Below are 26,394 nucleotides of genomic sequence, written 5' to 3' on the forward strand. Positions count from 1 at the left end.
AGACCTCAGTATTGAATACAACAGTTGTTGGAGATCCAGCAGTTGCGAATGTTGGAGATACCATCCAGTACTCGTTTGTTGTTACCAATACAGGTAATGTTACTTTGAGCAACGTTGTTATCAACGACGACACCCTATCTGCAACACCATTCACAGTGGGCACACTTGCAGTAGGTGCTTCTGTAACGATTACTACACCAGATGTTCCGTTGTACATCTTGACTCAAGCAGATTTAGATGCAGGTCAGGCTACAAACACAGCTGCTGCTACAGGAACTACTCCTGGCGGAGGTACTACAACCGATGTTTCAGATGATGGTATTACAGAAAATGGAAACGATAACCCAACGGTTACTCCATTAACGCAAGTTCCATCTCTTACAATGTTGAAGACAGGATTGTTTAATGATAACAATTCCGATGGTGTTCCACAAGTAGGAGAGACTATTACTTATACATTCACAGTTACTAATACAGGAAATGTTACAGTAACTAACGTATTAGTAAATGACGCTTTGACTGGCACAGTTCTGGTTCCTGTTACGCCAACAGATCTATTGCCTGGTCAAATAGGAACATTGACTGTTGTTTATCAAATTACTCAGGCTAATATTGATTCAGGTCAGGTTCTGAACTCAGCAAGTACGACAGGATCTTTACCTGGAGGTGGAAACACTACAGATGTATCAGATGAAGGAAATCCAGATAATGGTAATGACAATCCAACAATTACTCCGCTAACAACTTCAAGATTATCGCTGATTAAAACAGCTGTTGTTGGAGGTGACGGAGTTGTGGGCGACGTTATTACGTACACGTTCACGGTTACAAATGTGGGAACTGCAACAATATCTAACATTGTGATTAACGATGCGCTAACAAATACAGTTAATCAAGCTTTGGTTCCTGCAACGTTGAATCCAGGCGAAGTAGGTACTTTAACTGCTACTTATGTAATTACTCAAACTGACGTTAATAACTGTCAAGTTGTGAATACAGCTACAGTAGTTGGTCAGAATCCAGCAGGTGTATTAATTACCGATGTTTCTGACGACGGTGATAATACAAATGGTGATGACAACACAACAGTATCGACGCTTTGTACTATTAATAACGACATAGCTGTAGTTAAAACGGGAGTATTTAACGATTTGAATAACGACGGATTTGCCCAAGTAAACGAAACAATTACGTACACGTTTACAGTAACAAATACTGGAAATTCAATTCTTTACAATGCAGTTATAACTGATGACTTCTTGCCAGGACTTGTTTGGAATCAACCGACTCCCGTTACAATTCCTGAGTTACTGCCAGGGGAATCATTCACAGGAATCCAAGCAGTTTACTATTTAACTCAAGAAGATTTAGATAGAGGTCAAGTGACTAACCAAGCTTCTGTTAGAGCTGTTGCTGCAAACGGAGAAATTGTTGAAGACATTTCAGATGATGACAGCAATAATTTCGATGATCCAACAGTAATCGTGCTCGATGGTTGTACAGTTAAAGTTTATAACTTAGTTTCACAAACAATTGCAGGTTACGAGCATTTACATATTCAAGGTATAGAATGTTATCCGGATAACTCTGTAATGATTTACAACCGTTGGGGTGTATTGGTTTATGAAACTAAAGGCTATAATAATGAAGATAAAGCCTTCCGTGGAATTTCTGAAGGCCGAGTTACCGTTGATAAATCGACGGCATTACCAGAAGGAACTTACTATTACATCTTAAAGTATGTAAAAGAAGGTCAACCAATCGAGAAAGCAGGATTCTTACATTTAACACGATAAACTATTTTCTGGGATCTCTTAACAAGGTCCCGGCCAAATACACAACAAATGAGAGCAAAAATTTGGATATTGTTAATGTTTAGCGCTTGTGCAACTTATGCGCAACAAGATGCTCAATACACGCAGTACATGTATAACACATTAAATGTTAACCCAGCGTACACGGGTTCGCGTGGTGTTTTAAGTATATTTGGATTACACAGAACACAATGGGTGGGGCTAGACGGCGCACCAACGACAAATAACGTTTCGGTTCATTCGCCAATCGCAAATTCTAAATTTGGAATTGGATTGAGCGTTGTCAATGATAGAATTGGGATATCCGATGAAAATACTGCGTCAGTGGATGTTTCGTATTGGATTAAAACTTCCGAAGATTACAAATTGTCTTTCGGATTAAAGGCGTCAGCTCACTTGTTAAGTGTTGACTTTACAAGATTGACCGTTCTTCCCGGTGATAGCCCAAGCATTGGTCAAAATAATATCGACAATCGTTTTACCCCCAATATTGGAGCGGGTATTTATTTACATAGCGATAAAGCTTATTATGGATTGTCTATTCCATTTATGCTAGAAACTACACATTACGACGATAATTCTGCGAGCACGGCAAGTGAAAAAATGCACCTTTATTTTATCGCAGGGCGTGTTTTCGATCTAAATCCTAATCTTAAATTTAAACCAGCATTACTTACAAAAGTGGTAAACGGCGCACCGCTACAAGTCGATTTATCTGGTAATTTTTTAATTAATGATAAGTTGACACTCGGACTTGCCTATAGATGGTCTGCGGCGATGAGTGCTCTAGCAGGATTCCAAATTAACGACTCCTGGTTTATAGGATATGGCTATGATATGGAAACAACCAGATTAGCTAATTACAATTCCGGCTCTCATGAAATTTTCTTACGCTTCGAATTGTTTAAAAATTACGACAAAATTGTCTCGCCAAGATTCTTCTAATATGATGTCAAAAAAAATTAAAGCTTTTTTAGTCTTGTTGTTATGCTGCCTAACGACCAGCTCTTCTTTTGCTCAAAAGAAAAGTCTTGAAAAAGCAGAAAAAAAATACAACAGGTTTGCTTACGTTGATGCAATAGAAATTCTAGAAAAAGTAGCTAAAAAAGGTTACAAAGACGAAAAGATGTTTCTTAAACTAGGAAATGCATACTTTTTTAATGCCGAGTATGATAAAGCTGAGGCAGCCTATAGAGAGCTATTTGCTCTTAATGCCGAGCAAAACGAACAGGTTGTCTACCGGTATGCTCTTTCACTCAAATCAATAGGTAAGTATGAAGAAGCGGATAAATATCTTGACAAATTCAATGCTTTAGCTAGTGCCGACAAAAGAGCTTCTTTATTTAACGATAATCGAGATTATTTAGAAGTCATTAAGATGAATTCTAAACGCTATTACGTAGAAGACGCGGGTATTAACTCAGTCTATTCTGATTACGGATCCTCTATGAATGGCGATAAGTTAGTGTTTGCAACTGCCAGAGATACTGGAGGTCTTTCCAAAAAGAAATTTAAGTGGAATAACAAGTATTTTACAAATCTATTTTCATCAGATGTTAAGGAAGATTTTGATGCACCACTCGGAAATCCAAAACGTTATGGCAAAAAGTTAAACTCAAAATTCCATGAAGCCTCAGCAGTTTTTACTAAAGACGGCACAACAATGTATTTCACTAGAAACAACTATTTAAACGGTCAAATCCGTAGGAATGACAACAAAGATGTCCTCCTTAAAATTTACCGCGCTACATGGGTTAACGGTACTTGGTCTAATGTTATTGAACTTCCATTTGATAGCGACGAGTATTCATGTGCTCACCCAGCTTTATCTCCAGATGAAAAAACAATGTATTTTGCATCTGATATGCCAGGTAGTTTTGGAACTTCAGATCTATATAAAGTTGCAATAAACCCAGATGGTAGCTTCGGAACCCCAGTCAATTTAGGCGCAAAAATCAATACTCCCGGGAGAGAAACCTTCCCATTTGTTAGCACTGAGGGCGAATTGTACTTTGCTTCTGATGGTCACCCTGGGTTGGGCGGACTCGATATATTCGTTACCAAATTTAAAGCGGATGGAACTTTTGGCAGCGTACAAAATTTAGGAACGCCACTAAATAGCAGAAAAGACGATTTCGGATTTTATATGAATCCAGTAGGTAGAACCGGTTTTTTCACTAGTAACCGAGAAAGTGGTAAAGGATTCGACGATATCTACAAATTTACCGAACTTAAAAAGTTAAACTGTGAGCAAGTGCTTGAAGGGATTCTTCGTGATGTAGATACAAACGAGCCTGTAATGGATGCTCAGTTAACGCTGTTCTCAGCTGATATGGATAAAATCGCAACAATCACAACAAATAAAGAAGGGTTTTATTCATTTGGAACCGTCGATTGCGATACAAAACTCTTTGTCAGAGCTGATAAAGTAGATTACGAAACCACTGAGATTCCTATCAACACGCCGAAACTTACTGGTAATACTTACATTCCCTTAACACTGAAAAAGCGTCTTGTTAAAATTGAACAAGGAACTGACTTAGCAGAACGCGATGTTTTAGATATTCCGACTATTTACTTCGATCTTGATAAATCATTCATCCGGAAAGACGCGGCATTTGAGCTTGAAAAAGTACTCGCTGTCATGAATCAATATCCGAAAATGAAAATAGATGTGCGGTCACATACAGACAGTCGCCAAACGAAAGAATACAATCAAAGACTTTCTGAACGACGCGCAAAATCTACAATAGCATGGTTGGTTAGAAACGGAATTTCTCCCGACCGAATTACTGGTCGTGGTTATGGAGAAACGCAACTGGTTAACAGATGTGCCGATAGCGTTAAATGTTCAGAAGCTGAACATCAAATGAACAGAAGATCACAATTTATCGTCGTTGAATTCTAAGTTAAGCGAACTGAATAATGAAGCTGAAGGTAGTCATAAGTTTCTTTTTTATATCCTGTTTCTGTCTGGCGCAGGAAAAAGAAGTTGCTCAGGCTACGCAACAGTTTAATGATTTTGCTTATTTCGATGCAATAAAAATCTATGAACGCGTTGCAGCCACCGGATATAAATCAAAAGAACTTTTTCAAAAATTAGGTAATGCATATTACTTTAGTGCTGACTATGAAAACGCCGCTCGAGCGTACAAAGAACTTTTCGCTCTAACAGACGACCAACACCCCGAATATTTTTATCGATATGCTCAAACTCTTAAATCCTTAGAAGATTACGAGCTTGCTAAGGTGTACATGGATAAGTTCGCCGCTTTTAATATCGGCGATAAAAGAGCAGCCGTTTATCTCAAAAAAACAGATTATTTAGCAGCAATAAAAAGAAATTCAGGTCGGTACAACATCAAAATTTCCGAATTTAATTCTCCTTATTCCGATTATGGAGGAGCTTTTTGGGGAAGTAAATTAGTATTCACAACAACAAGAGATACGGGAGGTGCTTTTAGATCTAGAATGAAGTGGACCAATGGAGCCTTTTCGAATTTTTATCAAGTGTCTTTTGATAACGACGGATCCGCAAATAAAGCCGAACGGTTTCAATCAAAAGTAAATTCGGTTTTTAACGAGTCAAGCGCTGCCTTTACCGCTGATGGCAAAACAATGTATTTCACTCGAAATAACTATCTCAACGGAAAAAAGCATAAAAATAATCGGGACCAGGTTCTTTTAAAGATATATAAAGCAACTTACGAGGATGGTAAATGGGTTGATTTTCAAGAGCTACCATTTAATAGTGATGAATTTTCAACAGCACATCCAGCGCTAAGCCTCGATGAAAAATATCTATACTTTGCCTCAGATCGCCCTGGTGGTGCCGGTAAATCTGATCTCTATGTAGTAGAGATAAATAAGGATGGAACTTTTGGTGAAGTAAAATCTCTCGGACCGGAAGTAAATACAGAATCTCGGGAAACCTTCCCTTTTGTTACAGGAGATAATACCTTGTATTTTTCTAGTGACGGGCATCCGGGCTTGGGAGGAACCGATGTATTTGCTGCGAAATTAACAAATCCGACCACTACTGAAGAAATTCAAAATGTGGGAGAACCAATTAATTCACCTTACGATGACTTTGCTTTTATTATTGACGATAAAAACAAGAATGGTTTTTTTACATCAAATCGTCCCTCAGAATTTGGAGATGACGATATATATCAATTAACGGAAATTAAGCCTCTAGAGTGTAAGCAAAAAGTGGTAGGTGTTGTGGTAGATGAAAAAACACAGCAACCGCTTCCAAACGCACAAGTTATTCTATTGGACAAGAATTTGCAGCGAGTCAATGAGGTGTATGCAAATGATAAGGGAGGATTTACTTTTGAACTAAACTGTAAAAGTATTTACACGTTGCGAGCAAATAAACAGTCCTATGAAACTAACGAAGCTCTAATCAAAACACCTGATTTCTCCGGAGATATTTCTGCAAAAATTGCGCTCTCACAAAAAACAGCTCGTTTCCAAAAAGGAGAAGATATTGCTCCGAAGGTAGGAATCAAAATGATTTATTTTGATTTAGATAAATCATTTATACGTCCTGATGCTGCGGTAGAACTTGAAAAAATTCGACAAGTTTTGATCGAATATCCAAATATGAAAATAGATATTCGAAGCCACACCGATTGCCGAGCCACAGCTGCTTACAACGAAAAATTGTCTGATCGACGTGCACAATCAACTCGACAGTGGTTAATAGATAATGGTATCGATGCAAGCCGACTTTCAGCGAGAGGATACGGTGAATCTCAACCAATTAACAACTGTGTCGACGGCGTTAAATGTTCCGAAGAAGAGCATCAAGCCAATCGCCGGTCACAATTTATTATCCTCTCCCTATAATTTTCCCGTAAAAAATTTGTTAATACTGAGCTTTAGGCATCCGTAGCACAATCGAATTGTTAAATTTGCGTGCTTCACTAAACATATTTTCGAAATATTGTATCTATGAAAATCAAATGGTTCTTTATTTGCCTGTTTATCTTAAGTATTACATCAGGTTTTGCACAAAACATTACAAAGGAAGTTCTGTTTACTGTGGATGGTGAACCTTTTTACACCGACGAGTTTGCTCGTGTCTACAAGAAAAACATTGATTTAGTTAAAGACGAAAGTCAGAAAGATCTAAATCAATATTTAGACTTGTATATTGGATACAAATTGAAAATCATTAAAGCCAATAAACTAGGACTGCAAAATGGTACTGCTTACCAAAATGAATTGAAATCATACAGGTCGCAACTTGCTAAAAATTACCTCACCGATCCAAAAGTCACGAAAGAGCTCGTAGACCAAGCGTACGAGCGATCTAAATTTGAAATTAAAGCCGCTCATATCTTAATTTCTTGCGACGAGAACGCCTCTCCAGCAGACACGCTAAAATCTTATAACAAAATTCTAGAAATTAAGAACAGAATTAGCAAAGGTGAAGATTTCGGAAAGTTAGCAAAAGAACTTTCTGAAGATCCTTCAGCAAAAGAGAATGCAGGTGACCTAGGTTTCTTTTCCGTTTTTAGAATGGTTTATCCTTTTGAGTCAGGTGCCTACAAAACTGCAGTAGGGAAAGTGTCTGAACCTATCAGAACGCGTTTCGGCTACCATATCATCAAAGTTTTAGAAAAGCGACCAAATAGAGGCGAAGTTAACGTGGCTCATATCATGATTGCCAAGCCTGGTACCAAAGAAGGCGATACTAAAGCAAAAGATAAAATAACGGAGATATACCAAAAACTGCAACAAGGCGAGAAATTTGAAACGTTGGCAGAGATGTTTTCTGAAGATCAATCTACTGCAAAGAAAGGCGGAGTGTTAAATAAATTTGCCTCGGGTGATCTAACATCTGAAGAATTTGAAGACGTAGCTTTCAGCCTTTCAACGTCTAATCCTGTAAGTGAACCATTTGAAACAGATTTCGGTTGGCATATCGTAAAATTTTTGCAAAAGTTTCCAATGAAACCGTTCGAAGAGGTTAAATCAGATCTTGAATCTCGAATCAAAAAAGACGAAAGATCACGAAAAATCACAACTAGTTTGGTGGATAAACTCTCTAAGAAATATTCGCCAAAAACAGATCAAAAGGTTTATAAGTCGTTAGAGAAAGTTTTTGATGATTCGTATTACAAAGGTGAATGGAAACAACCAGCAGACACAAAGCCTTTCGAGAAAACTCTGTATACTGTAGCAGATCAAAAATTTACAGCTTTTGATTTTATTCAATTTGTTGATAAGAGACAAAAATTAGCTCCAGACGTCAAACCAATTTCAAAGCTGATTGAAAACCTGTATCAAACGTTTACTACAGAAAAGCTACAGGAGTACTATAACAATAATTTAGAAAAAGAATTTCCCGAATTTGCAGATATAATGACGGAATACAGAGACGGATTGCTGCTCTTTGATTTAATGGAGAAAGAAATATGGCAAAAAGCAAAAACGGATACGATTGGTTTGCAGAATTTTTATAACAGCAATAAATCTGCTTACCGTTGGAAAAAAAGATTTGAAGGTATCATAGCATCAAGCGTAACTAAAGATTTAGTAACGAAAACCAAGAAAGCACTAAAGAATAAAACTGCAATTGCAGACATCAAAAAGGAGCTAAACAAAGACGGTAAATCGGTGATGATCACAGAAGGTACTTTTGATGAAAACAGCGATGCATATCCAGCAACACTGGCTTGGAAAGAAGGACTAAGTGAGGTGCTTCAGAAAGGCGATTATTACTACCTTGTCGAAATAAAGAAAATTCTACCCGCAGCCGACAAAATTTTCGAGGAGGCAAAAGGAAAAATCATCAACGACTACCAGCAATATCTCGAAAGTAATTGGGTAACAAACCTTAAAAAAGATTTTAAAATCGACGTAAATCAAGCCGCTTTCGAACGAGTGAAAGCCGCTTTGAAATAGTAAACATTCACTTATGGAAAAACGCTTTTATGCGCTCATGTTGGTATTCCTTTCCACAACCTTATTTGCACAGGAAATTATAAAGGATACAGTTAAGCCGATTCAGATTCCAAAATCTAAACAGAAAATCGACGGAATTGTAGCTACAGTTGGGGATTATTTAGTTCTAGATTCCGATATCGACAAAAGCTTCTTGGAACTTACAAGTACGCGAAACTCAATTGATGGGATTACACGTTGCCAGATGATTGGTAAGCTCCTCGAAGAACGCCTTTATGCGCACCAAGCCGTTCAGGACAGTATTGTTGTAAGCGATGCTGAAATTAACGGTACTTTAGAAGAGAAGATGTCTGTAATGATTGAACAAGTCGGCAGTATGGAAAAATTGGTCAAGTTCTTTAAGAAAAACTCTGAAGAAGAACTTCGATCTACATTTTTTGATGTACTTAAAATGGGGAGACTCGCTTCTGAAATGCAGAAAAAAATTGTTGAAAAAGTTGAAATAACACCGGAAGAGGTTCGAAATTACTTTAAATCAATACCGAAAGCTGATTTACCCGTTTTCGGCGATGAAGTTGAAGTAGCACAAATCGTCATCAAACCAAAAATCTCTGATGAAGAAAAGCAAAAGGTAATCGATAAACTTAAAGAACTTAAGCGAGACGTTATTAACGGAAGCAGTTTCTTTTCGAAAGCCGTTTTGTATTCACAAGATCCCGGTTCCAAATCGAACGGTGGGTACTACAAAATGAATCGGAAAACGCCTTTTGTTAAGGAATTTAAAGACGTAGCTTTTAGTTTGAACGAGGGCGAAATTTCCGAACCTTTTGAAACCGAGTTCGGTTATCATATTATTCTTGTCGAAAAAATCAGAGGACAAGAAATCGATTTGCGTCACATCTTACTTATCCCTAAAGTTTCCGATGAAGCCCTTAAAGAAGCCAAGGACGAAATTACCGAAATTCGCAAAAGAATTTTGGCGGGAGATATAACATTTGGCGATGCCGCAAGAGCCTCTTCCGACGAAAAAGAAACCAAGAATAACGGCGGACAACTCGTAAACCCGAGAACACTCGATACCCGTTTCGATCTTACAAAAATGGATCCGTCATTGTACTCGCAAGTATCAAATCTTAAACAAGGCGAAATTTCAGTTCCCTTTTTAGATACCGATCAAACGCAAAAGAAAATGTACAAAATCATTACGGTTACTAATCGAATTCCTTCGCACACCGCCGATTATGCACAAGATTTCCTCAAAATCAAAGATTTAGCTTTGAAAGAAAAACAATTTAAAGCCATCGCTAAATGGACCAATGAGAAAATCAAAGAAACATTCATAAAAATTAATGGAGAATACCGCGATTGTCTTTTTGAAAGCAATTGGTTAAAAAAATAATTCAAAATGTCAGACGTAGCAGCAGTTCAAAGCCTTGTTCAAAAACGACTCGCATTGAAGTCCGAGATCGCAAAAGTGATTGTAGGACAAGACGAAGTAGTCGATCAGATTTTACTCAGTATCTTTTCTGGTGGCCATGCTTTATTGGTTGGCGTTCCGGGTTTGGCGAAAACGCTCATGGTAAATACCATCGCACAAAGTTTGGGATTGCAGTTTAAGCGTATTCAATTTACGCCGGATTTAATGCCTTCCGATATTTTGGGAAGTGAAATTCTAGACGAAAATCGAACTTTTAAGTTTATTAAAGGGCCTGTTTTTTCTAATATCATCCTTGCCGACGAGATTAACCGTACTCCGCCTAAAACACAAGCCGCCTTACTTGAAGCCATGCAAGAGCGCGCGGTTACCATTGCTGGCCACAACTACAAACTCGATTTGCCGTATTTTGTTTTGGCAACACAAAACCCAATCGAGCAGGAAGGAACTTATCCTTTGCCAGAAGCCCAGCTCGATCGTTTTATGTTTTCAATCAAACTTGATTATCCAAGTTTTGAAGAAGAAGTTGCTGTCGTAAAAAATACCACTTCAGATTATAAGCCACAAATCCAAGCGTTATTTACTGCAGAAGAAATAATTTCTTACCAAGAACTTATTCGCCGTGTTCCAGTTGCAGATAACGTTATTGAATACGCGGTGCGTTTAGTTTCAAAAACACGACCAAATTCGATAGACGCATCAGATTTTATCAAAAACTACATCGATTGGGGAGCTGGACCTCGTGCTTCACAGAACCTCATTCTAGCAGCTAAAGCCCATGCGTTATTTAACGGAAAATTTTCGCCAGATGCAGAAGATGTTAAAGCAGTTGCAGTAGGAATCTTGCGTCATCGTGTTGTTAAAAATTATAAAGCAGATGCCGAAAATATTACTATTGAAGCGATAATCGAAAAGCTATTTTAAGACCGATTATTGCTAATTTCGGATTTTAAACGCTCGTTTTTAATAATTTTAGAGACGAGCGTTTTTTATTTGATAAATCCTCAAAAGTTGTTTAGAATCAAACGGTATTAGCTTTCGCCGAACAACAACTACCAACGTTTTCGTAAATTTGCACCGCAAACAAATAAGTAAAATCATGGCTTTTGATATTGAAATGATTAAAAAGGTTTACGCAACCATGCCAGAGCGCGTAAACAAGGCGCGTGAATTGGTGGGAAGACCTTTAACGCTAACCGAAAAAATATTATACAACCACCTTTGGGAAGGTAATCCGACGCAGGTTTTTTCTCGTGGAAAAGACTACGTAGATTTTGCTCCAGACCGCGTAGCTTGTCAGGATGCAACAGCCCAAATGGCGCTACTTCAGTTTATGCACGCCGGTAAATCAAAAGTTGCCGTACCAACGACGGTACATTGCGACCACTTGATTCAAGCGAAAGTTGATGCAGCAACCGATTTAGCTCGCGCGAAACAACAGTCGAGCGAAGTTTTCGATTTCCTTTCATCGGTATCAAATAAATACGGAATTGGATTTTGGAAACCAGGTGCAGGAATTATTCACCAAGTAGTATTAGAAAACTATGCATTTCCGGGAGGAATGATGATTGGTACCGATTCACACACAGTAAATGCTGGCGGATTGGGAATGATTGCCATTGGAGTAGGAGGTGCCGATGCCGTAGACGTTATGTCGGGAATGGCTTGGGAGTTGAAGTTCCCAAAACTTATAGGTGTAAAACTTACAGGTAAATTATCGGGTTGGACAGCACCAAAAGATGTAATTCTAAAAGTGGCTGGAATCCTTACTGTAAAAGGAGGAACTGGCGCTGTTGTTGAGTATTTCGGCGAAGGTGCTACCGCAATGTCTTGTACCGGTAAAGGAACCATTTGTAATATGGGTGCTGAAATCGGCGCAACAACGTCAACTTTTGGATATGATGAGTCGATGGCGCGCTACTTGCGTTCGACAAATCGTGCCGATGTTGCCGATGCTGCCGACGCTATTGCACCTTATTTAACGGGTGATCCAGAAGTATACGCAAATCCAGAACAGTATTTCGATCAAGTAATCGAAATCAATTTATCGGAATTGGAGCCCCATTTGAACGGTCCGTTTACACCAGATTTGGCTACACCTATTTCAAAAATGCGAGAAGAAGCTATCAAAAATAACTGGCCACTTCGCGTAGAAATTGGTTTGATCGGATCTTGTACCAACTCGTCCTACGAAGATATTTCTCGTGCAGCGTCGCTTGCTAAGCAAGTTGCCGATAAAAAATTGAAGACCAAAGCTGCGTTTACCATTACTCCAGGTTCAGAAGTTGTTCGTTCGACTATTGAAAGAGATGGTTTCATTGACACCTTCAACCAAATTGGTGCTACTGTGTTTGCAAATGCTTGTGGTCCGTGTATCGGAATGTGGGACCGCGAAGGTGCAGAAAAAGAAGAGCGCAACACGATTGTACACTCGTTCAACAGAAACTTTTCGAAACGTGCCGACGGTAATCCAAACACCTTAGCTTTCGTTGGTTCTCCAGAGCTTGTTACCGCTTTAGCGATTGCTGGAGATCTTGGATTTAACCCAATCACCGATACATTAATTAATGAAGATGGCGAAGAGGTTAAATTAGACGAACCAACTGGAAATGAGTTGCCAGCAAAAGGTTTCTATGCTGAAGATCCAGGATACCAAGCGCCGGCCGAAGACGGAAGCGGCGTTACAGTAGCTGTGAGTCCGACGAGCGAGCGTTTACAGCTTTTAGCTCCGTTTGAACCTTGGGACGGAAACAACATTACAGGTGCTAAATTGCTGATTAAAGCTTTCGGAAAGTGTACTACTGATCACATATCGATGGCAGGTCCGTGGTTGCGATTCCGTGGTCATCTTGACAACATTTCAAACAATATGCTTATTGGCGCGATTAACGCCTTCAACCAAAAAGCTAATTCGGTTAAGAATCAGCTTACAGGAGCTTACGATGCGGTACCGGCCGTACAACGCGCTTATAAAGCTGCTGGAATACCGTCGATTGTGGTTGGCGATCACAACTACGGCGAAGGATCGTCTCGTGAGCATGCTGCTATGGAGCCGCGTTTCTTAGGTGTAAAAGCCGTATTGGTGAAGTCGTTTGCACGTATTCACGAAACTAACTTGAAAAAGCAAGGTATGTTGGCACTTACATTTGCCAATGAAGCAGATTACGATAAAATTCGTGAAAACGACACGATTAATTTCAAAGATTTAACGTCGTTTGCACCGGGTGTACCACTTACGTTAGAATTTATTCACGATGATGGTACTACGGATATCATTCTGGCAAATCATACGTACAATGAAGGTCAAATTGCTTGGTTTAAAGCAGGTTCAGCATTGAATTTGATTGCTGCTGCCGGAGCTGCATAAATCCTTTTGTACATTTTTATAAAGTCTGCCCAGCTCAAAAAGTTGGGCAGATTTTTTTTGGCTTGGAGTTAGGATTAAAAGAAAGAAATCCTTCCGCTTTTTTCGATACTTGTGCCGAACTCACGTTAGTTAATCGTTTTTTGGGAACGATTTTCCGCGTAAGCGACGGCAGCGGAAAGCTTGCGCGAAACGGGCTTAGCAATTGCGGTTTGGTGCGGCGACCAACGGAAGCCCGTGCCAAAGCTTGCAAATGCTTGGCTCGTTTGGTGCCACTTGCAGCGAACGGCGCGGCCCCGCCCAGCGATACATTTTCGTTAGGTTGCATGCGCGGGGATACGCCAAAAAAAACCGGAACACCTTGTAGGCATTCCGGCACAGTATAGTGGTTAGGTTAGTTTCTATTAATAATAGGTGAAGCGGCGCACTTTTGAAATGTACTTTGCCAAGCGAATTACTTGGTGGCTGTAGCCGTATTCGTTGTCGTACCACACATATAAGACTACGTTTTTGCCGTCGGCAGAAACAATGGTAGCATTACTGTCGTAAATGGCTGGTGCTGAGGTTCCGATAATGTCGGACGATACCAATTCGTTGTTTAAAGAATATTTTATTTGTTCGACCAGTTCGCCTTCGAGTGCGTACTTTTTCATGATTTTGTTTACTTCGTCGATGCTGGTTTTTTTGCCAACTTCTAAATTTAAAACCACCAGGGAGCCGTTTGGAACCGGAACGCGAATGGCATTTGAAGTGAGTTTTCCGGTAAGCGACGGCAATGCTTTAGCAACCGCACTTCCAGCACCCGTTTCGGTAATAACCATGTTTAAACCCGCTGCGCGTCCGCGACGGTATTTCTTGTGCATATTATCAACCAAATTCTGGTCGTTCGTGTAAGCGTGAATCGTTTCGAGGTGTCCTTTTACAACGCCGAGCGTATCTTCGACAGCTTTTAAAATAGGTGTGATGGCATTTGTGGTACAAGAAGCCGCAGAAAAAATATCGATTTCATCTGGGTTGTATTCGTTTTGATTAACGCCGTGAACAATATTCGGGACGCCTTTTCCAGGAGCGGTAAGCAACACTTTTGAAACGCCTTTGGAAACTAAATGACGTGCCAAGGCCTCTTGAGTGGTAAACGCACCGGTATTGTCGATAACCAATGCATCGTCTATGCCGTAAGCGGTGTAATCGATATCTTCAGGCTTTTGTGCTGTAATCAAATGAACTGTTGTTCCGTTGATAATCAGTGCGTTATTTTCGGTGTCGGCTACAACCGAACCTTGGAAATCGCCGTGAATCGAGTCGTAACGCAGCAAAGACGCTCTTTTTTCGATGCTTACCGCGTCGTTTTGATCACGCGTTACTACGGCTCGCAAGCGCAACTGATTTCCTTTGCCCATTTTCGACATCATTTCGCGGGCGAGCAAACGGCCAATGCGTCCGAATCCGTAAAGAACGACATCTTTTGGTGTGATATCGACCGATGATTTGGCACTTTTAAGCTTGTCGATGACAAAAGCTTTGGCATTGCTGTATTTATCGTCTTCCATGTGGAATTCGTAGGTCAGTTTTCCTAAGTCGAGTTTGCTTGGTGGCAAATCTAGGCTCAGTACAGCTTTTGCGATTTCAACGGTATCGAAGACACTGATGGGTTTTCCGACAAATTCGCCGGCGTATTCGTGCAAATTGATAATGTCGCTGACCGTTCTATCGATAAGTTGGTTGCGGAAGAGTACCATTTCGATGGATTTTTCGTACCATAAATCGCTAATAGTCTTGATTAGTTCCACACCGGCTCTGCGTCGGTCCGCCTGAAAAGTCAGCTCCTTTTCATACATTGCGTTGGTTGTCATGATTGAATATTGAAGTTAGACGCGGCAAAAGTAATTAATTTGTTGATTTACGAAAACGATTTCGTAAAGAAACATAAAAAAAGTCGGCCACTGCGACCGACTTCTCTTTGGCTATTTCTTGTTCTAGAGAATGAATCGAATTAATTCGCCGTTTTTGGTAATCATTTCTACTTGAACGGCTTGATTTTCATCGATTTTAGAAATGAGTTGTGATACGGTTTCGATGTTTTCGGCAGGAACATTTCCGATTTTTAAGATTACGCCGCCTTCCAAATCGTTTGCAAATTCGGCGAGTTTAGAATTTTCGACACTTTTCACCCGCACACCGTAGTTAACTTTCAGTTTTTTGCGTTCGGCTGCGCTTAGATTTTCTAGTTCCAAACCTTTAAAGTCGGCTACGATCATGTCGTATTTCGTGAGTTTTACATTTGCAGTATAGGTTTTTTCGTCGCGTAGAAACGTAACTTTTACTTCGTCGTTCGGACGTTTAGCATTTATGAAACCAGCTAAGTCGGCATAGGTTTGGATTTTTCGGTCATCTAATTTCATGATGATGTCGCCTTTTTTCAAACCGGCTTTTTCAGCACCCGTATTTTTGTTAACGCTACTTATGTACACGCCGCTGGTTTGAGAAATTCCGAGTTCTTTTGAGACAGTAGCATTTAATTCGCCGCACTCAATTCCGAGAATACCGCGTTGTACGTTGCCATATTCCATGATGTCTTCGATAATCTTACGAGTAATGTTTGAAGGTACCGCAAACGAATATCCGACGTAAGCACCTGTTTGCGATGAAATCATGGTGTTAATTCCGATGAGTTCGCCACGAGTATTTACGAGCGCACCGCCACTATTTCCGGGATTCACGGCTGCGTCGGTTTGTATAAACGATTGAATACCGTTATTTCCTAAGTTTCGCGCTTTCGCAGAAACGATACCCGCAGTTACAGTCGAATTCAAATTGTACGGATTTCCTACCGCAAGAACCCATTCTCCAACTTTAACCGCGTCTGAATCGGCGAAGGTTGCATAGGGAAGTTTTTCTTTGGCATCGATTTTCAGTAAGGCAATGTCCATTTTAGAATCGGTACCAATTACTTTCGCTTTATACGTTTCGTTGTTGTTGAGTGTGATTTCCAGTTCGCTCGCGTCTTTAATAACGTGGTTGTTGGTCACAATATAGCCGTCTTCGGAAATGATTACACCCGAGCCTGTGCCAATTTGCTCTTGCTGTTGTCCGCCTCGGTAACCGTAAAAGAATTCCATAATAGGATTGCTGATGGTGCGGTATGAAACGTTTTTTACGTGAACCACGCAGTGAACGGCTTGATCGGCAGCTGTTGTGAAATCGATATTTTCTGCGCCAAGCGAAGCATTTCTGAGGTAGTTAGCGGGTGCCGAGGTTACAATAGATGCAGTTCGGTTGTCTTCAAATAGCAATTTGTAAGCACCAAGCGTGATTGCTCCACTGCTTAATGCTAGAAAGAATAATGATGCATACTTTTTCATAATCGTTCTTCATTTTAACAATTGTAAAATTAAAAAGTCAAATTTCTTGCCAAATCATCTTTAACCAATGATTAACAGCAGCGCCGACAGCCATAGATTACCTATTTTTGTCGTATGAAAATTCATTTTTATAAGTATCAAGGCGCCGGCAACGATTTCGTGATGATCGACAATCGTTCGGGTTCTTTTCCAACAACAAATCACAAATTGGTACAACAGCTGTGTGATCGGCGGTTTGGCATTGGAGCCGACGGTTTGATTGCTATAGAACCTAGTGAAAACACCGATTTTAAGATGTTGTATTACAACTCTGATGGGAATTTTGGATCGATGTGCGGAAACGGCGGTCGCTGTGCTGTAGCTTTTGCTTCTAAGTTGGGAATCGTTGATAAACAAACCACTTTTGAAGCTACCGACGGTTTACATACTGCAAAAATTTCAGATGCAACTGTCAGTTTGTCCATGCACGAAGTTACTGAAATCAGAAAACTTGATACAGGCCTGTTTTTAAATACAGGTTCGCCGCATTTGGTGCTGGTTGTGGATGATGTAGAGACTGTGGATGTAGCAAGTTTGGGTGCACATTTTCGAAACGATCCGATTTTTGCTCCTGGCGGTACGAATGTCAATTTTGTGCAAATTATAGATGATTCCACACTTAAAATGCGAACTTTTGAACGAGGCGTGGAAGCAGAGACGCTCGCTTGTGGAACTGGCGCAACGGCAGCAGCATTGGCGTTGTTTTATGAAAAGAAGCTGCTGTCAAACCAAGTGAATCTGCATGTTGCTGGTGGCACTTTAGCAGTGCATTTTTCGTTTGATGGTCGTGCATTTACAGCTGTGGAGTTGATTGGGCCAGCAAAAGAAGTTTATTCCGGAACAATTAATTTATAAAATGACCTACTTAAAAGGCAAAAGTATTTTTCTGCGCGCTCTCGAACCGAGCGATATCGACTTTTTATTTGCCGTTGAAAACGACGTGAGTTTGTGGCACATTTCTCAAACCATGCAGCCTTTTAGTAGACATATTTTGGAAGCGTATATCGAAAGTGCGAAATCGGATATTTACGAGGCCAAACAACTGCGGTTGGTTATTTGCGAGATAGAAAGCAATAATTTATGCGGATTTATTGATTTGTACGATTTTGATCCGCGAAACAATAGGGCAGGAGTAGGCATAGTTGTTGCAGAATCGTTTCGGAAGAAAGGAATAGCGAGCGAAGCTTTGGAGCTTTTAATTACCTACGCTTTTGAATTTTTAAACCTCTTTCAACTTTATGCCTGTGTGGAAGAAAATAATCAAGCAAGTTTGACACTTTTCTCTAAATTTGGCTTCGAAAAAACGGGCGTTCGCAAACAATGGAATTGGACGACGACGGGTTTTCAAGACGAAATATTTTTACAGTTAATACAACACAACCATGTCTAAAAAAGGAAAAATCCTTGCAATTGTATCCGTTGTAATTGTTGCCGTAGCAATTGCTTATGGCTATTCGCTTTATTCTAAGATCTTTAGCGCCAATACCAAGTTTGAGGAAACTGAGGTTTATGTGAATATTCCCAGCGAATCGGATTTCGAAAAGGTGAAGTCGATTATGGCCGCTTATGTTCAAAACATGGAAACTTTTGAAATGGTTGCCGGGAAGAAGAAATACAATACTAATGTTAAAAGTGGACGTTTTCTTTTACGCAAGGGAATGAATAACAACGACATTATCAATAGTTTGCGGCAAAGTTTACCGGTTAATATCACCTTTAATAATCAGGAACGGTTGGAAGATTTTTGTGCACGAATTGCGTCACAAATCGAGGCCGATAGTTTGGGGTTGATGGCTGCCATTACTCAAGAACAATTTTTAACTGAGAATAATCTTACGACCGATAATGTTTTGTCGATTTTTATTCCGAATTCATACGAGTTTTTTTGGGATACCGATGCGATGAGTTTTCGTAATCGCATGCTTAAAGAACACAGAAAGTTTTGGACGCCGGAGCGTTTAGAAAAGGCAAAAACACAGAACTTAACGCCAACTGAGGTGTACATCTTAGCTTCGATTGTACATAAAGAAACGGTTAAAACCGACGAGCGTCCGCGTGTGGCAGGTGTTTATTTGAATCGATTGAAAAAGGGTATCAAGTTGGAAGCCGATCCGACGGTTATTTACGCTGTTAAAAAGAATTCGGGCGACTTTACCTTGCAAATTAAGCGGGTCTTGAACAGAGATTTAGCAACAGATAATCTGTACAATACGTATAAATTTCCTGGTTTACCACCGGGACCAATCGCTATGCCAGACATTTCGGCTATTGATGCTGTTTTGAATCCGGAAAAGCACGATTACATTTATTTCTGCGCAAGCGTGAGTCGTTTTGGCTACCACGAATTTGCGGTAACAGCTGCTCAGCACGAAGTTAACCGCCAGAAATATGTAGCTTGGATTAATGCTCAAGGAATCAAGCGCTAATGCGTTTACTGTTTCTTGCCTTACTTTTCACACAGTTTTTTTTCGGACAGCAGTCGTGGCTAAAACCCGCCGACTCGTTGGATCAAACTCGTTTCAAAACGGTAATCATAACCGAAGCCGCGCTAGCTACTTCATCTTTAATTGCTTTACAAACCGTTTGGTACAGCGATTACGAACAAGCTAAATTTCACTTTGTGGATGATAATGCACATTGGTTGCAAGTAGATAAGGCCGGGCATGCGTTTTCTGCGTATCATTTAGCGGCTTTTGGTACCGATTTAATGAAATGGTCGGGTGGAAGTAAACGTCAGCAAGAGCGATATGGTTCTACTTTAGGCTTGGCGTATCTTACAGCTATTGAGGTAATGGACGGATTTTCCGCAGAGTGGGGTGCTAGTTGGGGCGATGTTGCTGCCAATACGGGAGGTTGGGCGTTGTTTTTTGTGCAAGAACGCTTATGGAAGGAGCAGCGAATTGTGCCTAAGTTTTCCTGGCATCGGACAAATTTTGCAGCGCAACGACCTGCTGCGCTCGGAACCTCGACATCCGAACAGATTCTTAAAGATTATAATGGGCAAACGTATTGGTTATCAATGAATTTGAGTGCGTTTTTTAAAATCAAGCAGATTCCAAAGTGGCTTAACATTGCGGTTGGATATGGAGGAACCAATATGTTAGCAGCAACGCAAAGTGCACAAAACGATTTAGGTTTTGGAGATTTGCGGCAACAACGGCAATTTTATCTGGCTCTTGATGTTGATTTAACGAAAATTCCTATAAAGAGTTTGTTTTTAAAAACAGTCTTTTCCGTTTTCAATACACTAAAAATTCCTGCGCCAACACTGCGATTTTCAGAAGGAAGCCGCGCAAAAGGCTATGCTTTTTACTTCTGAAATTTTTAACAAGCTGATATTCAAATCGGTAATAAAAAGTCGTATATTTGCCTGGTGAAATTTTCAGAAGTGACAGTTCTGAAAGAAATCAATTTTATGATTAAAAAGTGGATATTTTACGCTTCAATCGCTCTTATTCTTGCCTTTATCTCATCAGGTTTTAAAGGTTCTAACAGTCAAGTTATAGACTATTCCGAGGATCAATTACTTCAAACATTTGTTTTACCTTCTCAGTATCCTCAAGATTATTACAAGTATCAAATCGTTTTTACGGGTTACAGCTTCACAGGTTTTAAAGAAGCCGTTGCATTTAAAGAAAGCCAAGGAAATTACCGTCAGGTGAACCGTTTTGGTTACATGGGTAAATACCAGTTTGGAAAAGACGCGCTTTCTTACTTAGGAATTAAAAATCACAGTGCTTTTTTGGCCGACGAAAAGTTGCAAGAACGCGCCTTCGAACGTTTATTAGCCGTTAACAAAGGCAAACTCAAGAAGGAAATTGAGATTTTTTCAGGTAAAGAAGTCGGTGGTGTATTAGTTACCGAAAGCGGAATACTAGCAGCCGCACATCTTGGTGGATCTAGTTCTGTGAAAAAGTTTCTTTACAGCAATGGAAAAAATCTAAAGCGGGATGGTTTCGGAACTTCCATTGCAAGTTACATGCGTAAGTATGCAGGATATGATACGAGTTCGATCACAGCAGAAGAATGATTTAAATTAGAACTTTTCTTTTAGTAATATAAAGATAGCAGGTCGGTTTTGTAAATCGACCTTTTCTTTTCGCCACAACTGAACGGTCGTAGTTTTAATAAACTCGGTTGGTAGCGTAATATCTGCGGCAATAGTAAGTAGAGTCGAGTGTCCTAAATGCAGCAGTAAATCTTCGAGCATTTTATTGTTTCGGTACGGTGTTTCGATGAAAATTTGACTCTGATTGCGTTCCATCGAAAGTTTTTCTAAACTTCGAATACTAGTTTTACGCTCGTTTTTATCGATAGGAAGGTAACCATTAAAGGCAAAGTTTTGTCCGTTTAAGCCAGAAGCCATTAATGCCATAAGTATGGAAGATGGACCAACAAGCGGAACCACTCTAATACCGTTTTGATGTGCTAATTGTACTATAACCGCTCCAGGATCGGCAACGCCTGGGCAACCCGCTTCGCTCATAAGTCCCATATTTTCGCCTAACAACAAAGGTTTAAGCATTTCTTGGAGATCTTCGGATTTGGTATGCTTATTAAGCGCAAACAGTTTTAAATCGGGCTGAGATTTTGAAGGACAAACCTCTTTAATGAATTTCCGAGCTGTTTTTTCGTTTTCAACAATGTAGCTATTTAAAAGCGAGACGGTTCGTCCGATACTTCCGGGAAGCACTTCTGCAGCGGTCGATTCTCCTAAGGTTGTGGGTATTAGGTATAGCGTACCTTTAAAGAAGACAGGCTTCATGAACGTCGGTTTTCATCAAGCAATCGATTTGCGATGTTGGTACACGCTTCGTCGAGCATTTGATATACCAGTGTAAATCCGTTATCGTGGCCGTAATACGGGTCTGGGACATCTACTTTCTCACCAGGGAACAATTCGTCTAAGATTAGACGCGCCTTTGATTTCATTTCTTCGTTTGGAGCGAGTTCTAAAATATCGTCAAGATTCGACTGATCCATTGCATAAATATAGTCGTATCTGAAAAAGTCTTCGGGCTTAAACTGTCGCGCAATTTGTCCGGTAATATCAATATTGTTGAGTTTTGCAATCTTAATCGATCGGGCATCAGGTGCTTTACCAACGTGGTAATTACCGGTTCCTGCAGAATCAACAGCAAATCGATCCCGTGGCAATTTATCTGCTAAAATGCCTTCCGCCAGAGGAGAACGACAAATGTTTCCTAGGCATACCATCAAGATTTTTGTAATCATTACAAAGACAATTTTTTGTGGATGTCGTCTACAAACTTCTTGAACTGCTTATCGGTCGAAACCAAATTGTCAACGGTTTTACAAGCGTGAAGTACGGTAGCATGGTCGCGGTCGCCAATTTGGCTACCGATATTTGCTAACGACGCTTTGGTAAACTTCTTAGCGAAGAACATCGCTAACTGTCGGGCTTGTACTACGTGACGTTTTCTGGTTTTAGATTGTAGCGTATCAATATCTAATTGGAAATAATCTGATACAACTTTTTGTATATAATCTATTGAAATTTCGCGTTTTACGTTCTTTACGAATTTTTCAACAACCTGTTTTGCAAGCTCGATGGTTACTTCTTTTTTATTGAAAGAAGATTGAGCAATTAGTGAAATAATGGCACCTTCGAGTTCACGTACGTTTGTTTTGATATTTCTAGCAACGTACTCGATAATTTCGTCGGGCATTTCCACGCCGTCACGATACAAAATATTCTTTAAAATCGCGATACGTGTTTCGTAATCAGGTTGGTAAATTTCGGCAGACAAGCCCCATTTGAAGCGAGATAACAAACGATGTTCGATGTCTTGCATGTCGACAGGCGCTTTGTCGGAAGTTAAAATTACTTGCTTATTGTTTTGGTGTAAGTAATTGAAAATATGGAAGAATACGTCTTGTGTTCCGCTTTTTCCTGAGAAGAATTGAACGTCGTCGATAATCAACACGTCGATCAACTGGTAAAAGTGAATAAAATCGTGACGGTTATTCTTCTTTACAGAATCTATAAATTGTTGTGTAAAGATTTCTGCAGAAATATAAAGTACTGTTTTTTCTGGGTATTTATCTTTGATTTCTACGCCAATAGCATGCGCTAGGTGTGTTTTTCCGAGACCAACTCCGCCAAAAATTAACAGTGGATTAAACGAGGTTCCACCAGGTTTGTTCGCCACCGCTAAACCAGCTGAACGAGCTAGGCGGTTCGATTCGCCTTCTAAAAAGTTATCGAAACTGTAATTAGCATTTAGTTGCGATTCGATTTTCAGATTTCGTATTCCTGGTATAACAAACGGATTTTTTAATTCTGGACTTAGATTTCTGAAAGGCGCATCTACTTCTTGGGTTTTTACAGGAGCGCGACTTGCACTTGGAAGCTGTTCGGTAAAAGGTTGATTGTTGCCGTACGTGTTCTCCATCTTAATTTTGTACAGCAATTTGGCATTCTTACCTAGTTCTTTCGTCAGCGCAACTTTCAGCAACTTCACATAGTGCTCTTCCAACCACTCGTAAAAGAATTTACTCGGAACTTGAATGTACAATGCATTATCCGTAAGCTCAACCGATTTAATTGGCTCAAACCAAGTTTTGTATGCTTGATCTTGAATATTGTCCTTTATAAAAGACAGACAATTTTCCCATACCGATTGCGCAGTTTTTGTCATAAATCCTTCTTTTTTTTGAGTTTGTCTTGTTGAATTTCCACCAAATCAGAGCGTTTCGGTAGATATGTTCAGGTGAACAAATATGTGAACAAAAATCTTTAAAAAAAAATAATTGGTGATTGAATTTTTGAAAAAATAGTTGTAAGATGTGCTCGTTTAACACCGTAAAAATTCATTTCAAAAATACATGAAATCACACCAATATAAAACTAGAATTCGCTATGCCGAAACCGATCAAATGGGCGTTGTATACCACGGAAATTATGCCGTGTTTTTTGAGATAGGTCGTGTGGAATGGTTGAGATCACTGGGGATTTCGTATAAATGGATGGAAGACAACGGAATTATGTTGCCCGTTGTTTCGCTGACAATGAACTACAAAAAACCGGCGCGTTACGACGACGAAATTACCGTCACAACTTTTTTTGAAAGTCTCTCAAATGTCAAGATTGAGTTTTCTTACGAAATTCGAAATGATTCAAACGACTTATTAACAACAGGTTCGTCAATTTTGGTGTTTGTAGATAAATTAACCGGCCGACCCACACAGCCGCCTTCGTACATTCTCGAAAAGTTAGCTAATTTCAGTGAGTCTTAATACGTGATTGTACTCAGAAAAGCTCGTGCGTAAGGATTCGATAGCGGCAACTTTAATTGAAAATTCGATAGAAATTTCAGTTCCTGCACTTTTGTCGATGATTTCTCCTTGAACTTTTTTAAGCAAACGAAATATTGCGGCTTCTTGTCCGTACGGACCTGAAATCTGAAACTGCGCTTTTGGTTCGAATTTTTCAAGAACAGCTTCGGCTATGGTTAAGCGTGCCGATTCGCGGTAAGCCGTAATTAAACCGCCTGTGCCCAACTTCACACCTCCAAAAAAACGCACAACTACACACAACACATTAACCAAATCGGCCGATAATAACTGCCCATAAATGGGTTGTCCAGCTGTTCCTGAAGGTTCGCCGTCGTCGGATGCGCGATAAATCAAGTTGTCGTTCGTTCCGCGCAAGCGAAAAGCATAGCAATAGTGGTTGGCGCCAGGAAATTGATTTTTTACTTCAGCGATTCGCTCTTTTATCTGATTTTCAGAATGTAACGGAAACAGAAATCCGTAAAATTTACTGTTTTTCTCTTTAAAAAGAACCGCGCTGACTGACTCTGAAATCGTATTCAAGTGCTGCTGGATTATAGAATTCCTTTTTCGTACAGATTCATAATCGTTTCTTTGCCCACTTGTAAGTTCCAAACTTGTAAGCCTAATTGTGCCGCAGCATCGGTATTTTCTTTCTTATCATCGATAAAAAGTGTGCGCTCTGCAATCAAATCGTGTTTGCGTAGTATGGTAAGATAAACTTGTGGGTCTGGTTTTCGCATACCCATTTCATGGCTGTAGTATACTTTCTCAAAGCACTGATAGAAGGCACTGGCAAACGATGCGCCCACTTCTTCTTCAAAAGCTTCCATGTGAATAATGTCGGTATTAGTAAGCAAAAACAATTTGTATTTGCTTTTAAGCATTTGCAGTAATTCCAATCGTTCAAGAGGGAAATCTCCAATGAGCGTGTTCCAAGCCGACTTTATGGTTTCAATCGATTGTGTGGGAATAAAGCTCTGAATACCAGATAAAAATGCTTGTTCAGAGATTTTGCCGCGTTCAAAAGCATCGTTTAGTTCAAGAAGCTGTTCGTTGGGTTTCTCCAATCCGATTTTACGAAATGCTTCAAGCGATTCGGCTTTGTTCAAATCGATTAAAACATCTCCAAAATCAAAAATAATTGCTTGTATCATTTGGTCTAATGGTTAATAGCTTATCTGTGCTCGCTCCAACCGCTTCTACCTGTGCCATGCTTTTATCTATGCAAGGTGCCGAAAGTCCTTTTCCAAAATGCTGAGCACTTTTAAAAATCCGAACTTCGTCAAAGAGGTTTAATTCTATAAATTGTTCTAAAACCTGTTTTCCACCTTCTACAATCAGCGATTGAACGTTTTGTTCTTTCAGGTAGGAAAGCAATTGTGCGATCCAAGTTTCGCGCGAGACCAAATCATCGTCGATTCGAATCGTAGGCGCGGCATCATCAAATATAAAATTTTTACTCGGAATTTTATGTTCAAAATCGAGCAGTAGTCGCAACGGATTATTTCCCTTCCACGATCGCGCCGTTAAGCTCGGATTGTCGATTAATGCTGTGCGAGTTCCCAGTAGTATGCTTTGTTCTTCGGTACGCATTTTATGCAGTACTTGTTTGCTTCGCTGATTACTAACAGGAAAATTCGGTTGGTTTGGGTCGGCAGTCATAAAACCGTCGGCACTTTCTGCCCATTTTAAAATGATGTAAGGCCGACCTTTCGCATGAAAAGTAAAAAAACGACGGTTTATCTCTTGGCATTCCGCTTCCAAAACGCCAACAGTAACTGCAACGCCTGCGTCTTTTAGACGTGCAATTCCGCTGCCATTAACCAGACTATGGTAATCGATCGTTCCAATAACGACTCGTTTCACGCGATGTTCTAAGATCAGATCGCAGCAAGGTGGGGTTTTTCCGTGGTGGTTGCACGGTTCTAAATTCACGTAAAGTGTACTTTCGGCAAGCAGCTCTTTGTTTTTAACGGCTCGTATCGCGTGAACTTCGGCGTGTGGCGTACCCGCTTTCCGATGCCAACCTTCGCCAATAATACAGTCGTTATGCACCACAACGCTGCCTACCAAAGGATTCGGGTAGGTGGTTCCCAAGCCTTTTTTTGCTAATTCCAAGCAGCGAAGCATGTAAACTTTATCGTTCATATCGCAAATGTAAGT

General features: G+C 40.0%; 22 protein-coding genes. 14 read left to right on the forward strand and 8 right to left on the reverse strand.

All coding sequences use genetic code 11. The annotated features are described in order from the left end of the window. The 8 genes from Q0064_RS08420 to Q0064_RS08455 form a co-directional block, all read left to right on the forward strand. Positions 1-1,796: gliding motility-associated C-terminal domain-containing protein (locus Q0064_RS08420; protein ID WP_298147116.1), on the forward strand; the 1,796-nt coding region annotated here is incomplete at its 5' end. A 48-nt stretch (positions 1,797-1,844) separates the two neighbouring features. After that, positions 1,845-2,759, forward strand: coding sequence for a type IX secretion system membrane protein PorP/SprF (locus Q0064_RS08425; protein WP_298147119.1), 915 nt, complete (start codon positions 1,845-1,847; stop codon positions 2,757-2,759). Continuing rightward, entirely contained in the window at positions 2,692-4,722 is a 2,031-nt protein-coding gene (locus Q0064_RS08430; RefSeq protein WP_298147123.1) for an OmpA family protein, read from the forward strand. The genes Q0064_RS08425 and Q0064_RS08430 overlap by 68 nt, the downstream gene beginning before the upstream one ends. A gap of 17 nt (positions 4,723-4,739) precedes the next feature. Beyond that, positions 4,740-6,668 carry an OmpA family protein gene (locus tag Q0064_RS08435; protein WP_298147127.1) on the forward strand — a complete coding sequence of 643 codons (1,929 nt, stop codon included), beginning with the start codon at positions 4,740-4,742 and terminating at the stop codon, positions 6,666-6,668. A 105-nt stretch (positions 6,669-6,773) separates the two neighbouring features. After that, a complete protein-coding gene (locus Q0064_RS08440) occupies positions 6,774-8,732 on the forward strand; it encodes a peptidylprolyl isomerase (RefSeq protein ID WP_298147130.1) in 1,959 nt (652 codons plus the stop codon). Between the two features lie 13 nt (positions 8,733-8,745). Further along, a complete protein-coding gene (locus Q0064_RS08445; RefSeq protein WP_298147132.1) occupies positions 8,746-10,131 on the forward strand; it encodes a peptidylprolyl isomerase in 1,386 nt (461 codons plus the stop codon). Positions 10,132-10,137: 6 nt separating this feature from the next. Next, entirely contained in the window at positions 10,138-11,091 is a 954-nt protein-coding gene (locus tag Q0064_RS08450) for a MoxR family ATPase (protein WP_298147135.1), read from the forward strand. Between the two features lie 175 nt (positions 11,092-11,266). Next, the gene (locus Q0064_RS08455; RefSeq protein ID WP_298147140.1) at positions 11,267-13,534 is read left to right on the forward strand and encodes an aconitate hydratase; all 2,268 of its coding nucleotides are present in this window, start codon (positions 11,267-11,269) and stop codon (positions 13,532-13,534) included. A gap of 401 nt (positions 13,535-13,935) precedes the next feature. Here the strand turns inward: Q0064_RS08455 and Q0064_RS08460 are convergent, their stop codons facing one another. Both Q0064_RS08460 and Q0064_RS08465 read right to left on the reverse strand, forming a co-directional pair. Continuing rightward, positions 13,936-15,384, reverse strand: a complete 1,449-nt coding sequence (locus Q0064_RS08460; protein ID WP_298147142.1) for a glyceraldehyde-3-phosphate dehydrogenase — start codon at positions 15,382-15,384, stop codon at positions 13,936-13,938. A 123-nt stretch (positions 15,385-15,507) separates the two neighbouring features. Beyond that, positions 15,508-16,893 (reverse strand): trypsin-like peptidase domain-containing protein, encoded by a 1,386-nt coding sequence (locus Q0064_RS08465; RefSeq protein WP_298147145.1) that lies wholly within the window; start codon positions 16,891-16,893, stop codon positions 15,508-15,510. A gap of 114 nt (positions 16,894-17,007) precedes the next feature. Between Q0064_RS08465 and dapF the strand changes: the two genes are divergently transcribed. From dapF to Q0064_RS08490, 5 genes are all read left to right on the forward strand, one after another. Then, positions 17,008-17,787 carry a diaminopimelate epimerase gene (dapF, locus tag Q0064_RS08470; protein WP_298147147.1) on the forward strand — a complete coding sequence of 260 codons (780 nt, stop codon included), beginning with the start codon at positions 17,008-17,010 and terminating at the stop codon, positions 17,785-17,787. A gap of 1 nt (position 17,788) precedes the next feature. Then, complete coding sequence (locus tag Q0064_RS08475) at positions 17,789-18,322, forward strand: GNAT family N-acetyltransferase (protein WP_298147150.1); 534 nt, start codon at positions 17,789-17,791, stop codon at positions 18,320-18,322. Next, on the forward strand, positions 18,315-19,358 hold the full coding sequence (mltG, locus tag Q0064_RS08480) for an endolytic transglycosylase MltG (protein ID WP_298147153.1): 1,044 nt from the start codon (positions 18,315-18,317) through the stop codon (positions 19,356-19,358). The genes Q0064_RS08475 and mltG overlap by 8 nt, the downstream gene beginning before the upstream one ends. After that, entirely contained in the window at positions 19,358-20,251 is an 894-nt protein-coding gene (locus Q0064_RS08485) for a DUF2279 domain-containing protein (protein ID WP_298147155.1), read from the forward strand. Before mltG ends, Q0064_RS08485 begins: the two co-directional genes overlap by 1 nt. 69 nt (positions 20,252-20,320) lie before the next feature. Continuing rightward, positions 20,321-20,962, forward strand: coding sequence for a peptidoglycan-binding protein LysM (locus Q0064_RS08490; protein ID WP_366095011.1), 642 nt, complete (start codon positions 20,321-20,323; stop codon positions 20,960-20,962). A gap of 6 nt (positions 20,963-20,968) precedes the next feature. Here Q0064_RS08490 and Q0064_RS08495 read toward each other — a convergent pair whose 3' ends face one another. From Q0064_RS08495 to dnaA, 3 genes are read right to left on the reverse strand one after another with little or no spacing between them, the layout of a single operon-like run. Then, on the reverse strand, positions 20,969-21,697 hold the full coding sequence (locus tag Q0064_RS08495; RefSeq protein WP_298147158.1) for an SAM-dependent methyltransferase: 729 nt from the start codon (positions 21,695-21,697) through the stop codon (positions 20,969-20,971). Next, positions 21,694-22,167: a low molecular weight protein-tyrosine-phosphatase gene (locus Q0064_RS08500; RefSeq protein WP_298147161.1), complete on the reverse strand. Its 474-nt coding sequence runs from the start codon at positions 22,165-22,167 to the stop codon at positions 21,694-21,696. The genes Q0064_RS08495 and Q0064_RS08500 overlap by 4 nt, the downstream gene beginning before the upstream one ends. Next, entirely contained in the window at positions 22,167-23,594 is a 1,428-nt protein-coding gene (gene dnaA / locus Q0064_RS08505; protein ID WP_298147164.1) for a chromosomal replication initiator protein DnaA, read from the reverse strand. The genes Q0064_RS08500 and dnaA overlap by 1 nt, the downstream gene beginning before the upstream one ends. 187 nt (positions 23,595-23,781) lie before the next feature. On the opposite strand from dnaA, the gene Q0064_RS08510 reads away from it, so the two are divergent. After that, the gene (locus Q0064_RS08510; RefSeq protein WP_298147167.1) at positions 23,782-24,192 is read left to right on the forward strand and encodes a thioesterase family protein; all 411 of its coding nucleotides are present in this window, start codon (positions 23,782-23,784) and stop codon (positions 24,190-24,192) included. Here the strand turns inward: Q0064_RS08510 and Q0064_RS08515 are convergent. Genes Q0064_RS08515 through ribD form a run of 3 tightly spaced genes read right to left on the reverse strand, consistent with a single transcriptional unit; the run spans position 24,169 to position 26,379 of the window. Next, on the reverse strand, positions 24,169-24,771 hold the full coding sequence (locus Q0064_RS08515; RefSeq protein WP_298147169.1) for a YigZ family protein: 603 nt from the start codon (positions 24,769-24,771) through the stop codon (positions 24,169-24,171). The genes Q0064_RS08510 and Q0064_RS08515 overlap by 24 nt on opposite strands. Before the next feature lie 11 nt (positions 24,772-24,782). Next, positions 24,783-25,385: an HAD family phosphatase gene (locus Q0064_RS08520; protein ID WP_298147172.1), complete on the reverse strand. Its 603-nt coding sequence runs from the start codon at positions 25,383-25,385 to the stop codon at positions 24,783-24,785. Further along, on the reverse strand, positions 25,363-26,379 hold the full coding sequence (gene ribD, locus Q0064_RS08525) for a bifunctional diaminohydroxyphosphoribosylaminopyrimidine deaminase/5-amino-6-(5-phosphoribosylamino)uracil reductase RibD (protein WP_298147175.1): 1,017 nt from the start codon (positions 26,377-26,379) through the stop codon (positions 25,363-25,365). Before ribD ends, Q0064_RS08520 begins: the two co-directional genes overlap by 23 nt. Positions 26,380-26,394: the final 15 nt, after the last annotated feature.

It is taken from the genome of Flavobacterium sp., assembly GCF_027490375.1.
Taxonomy (GTDB): domain Bacteria; phylum Bacteroidota; class Bacteroidia; order Flavobacteriales; family Flavobacteriaceae; genus Flavobacterium.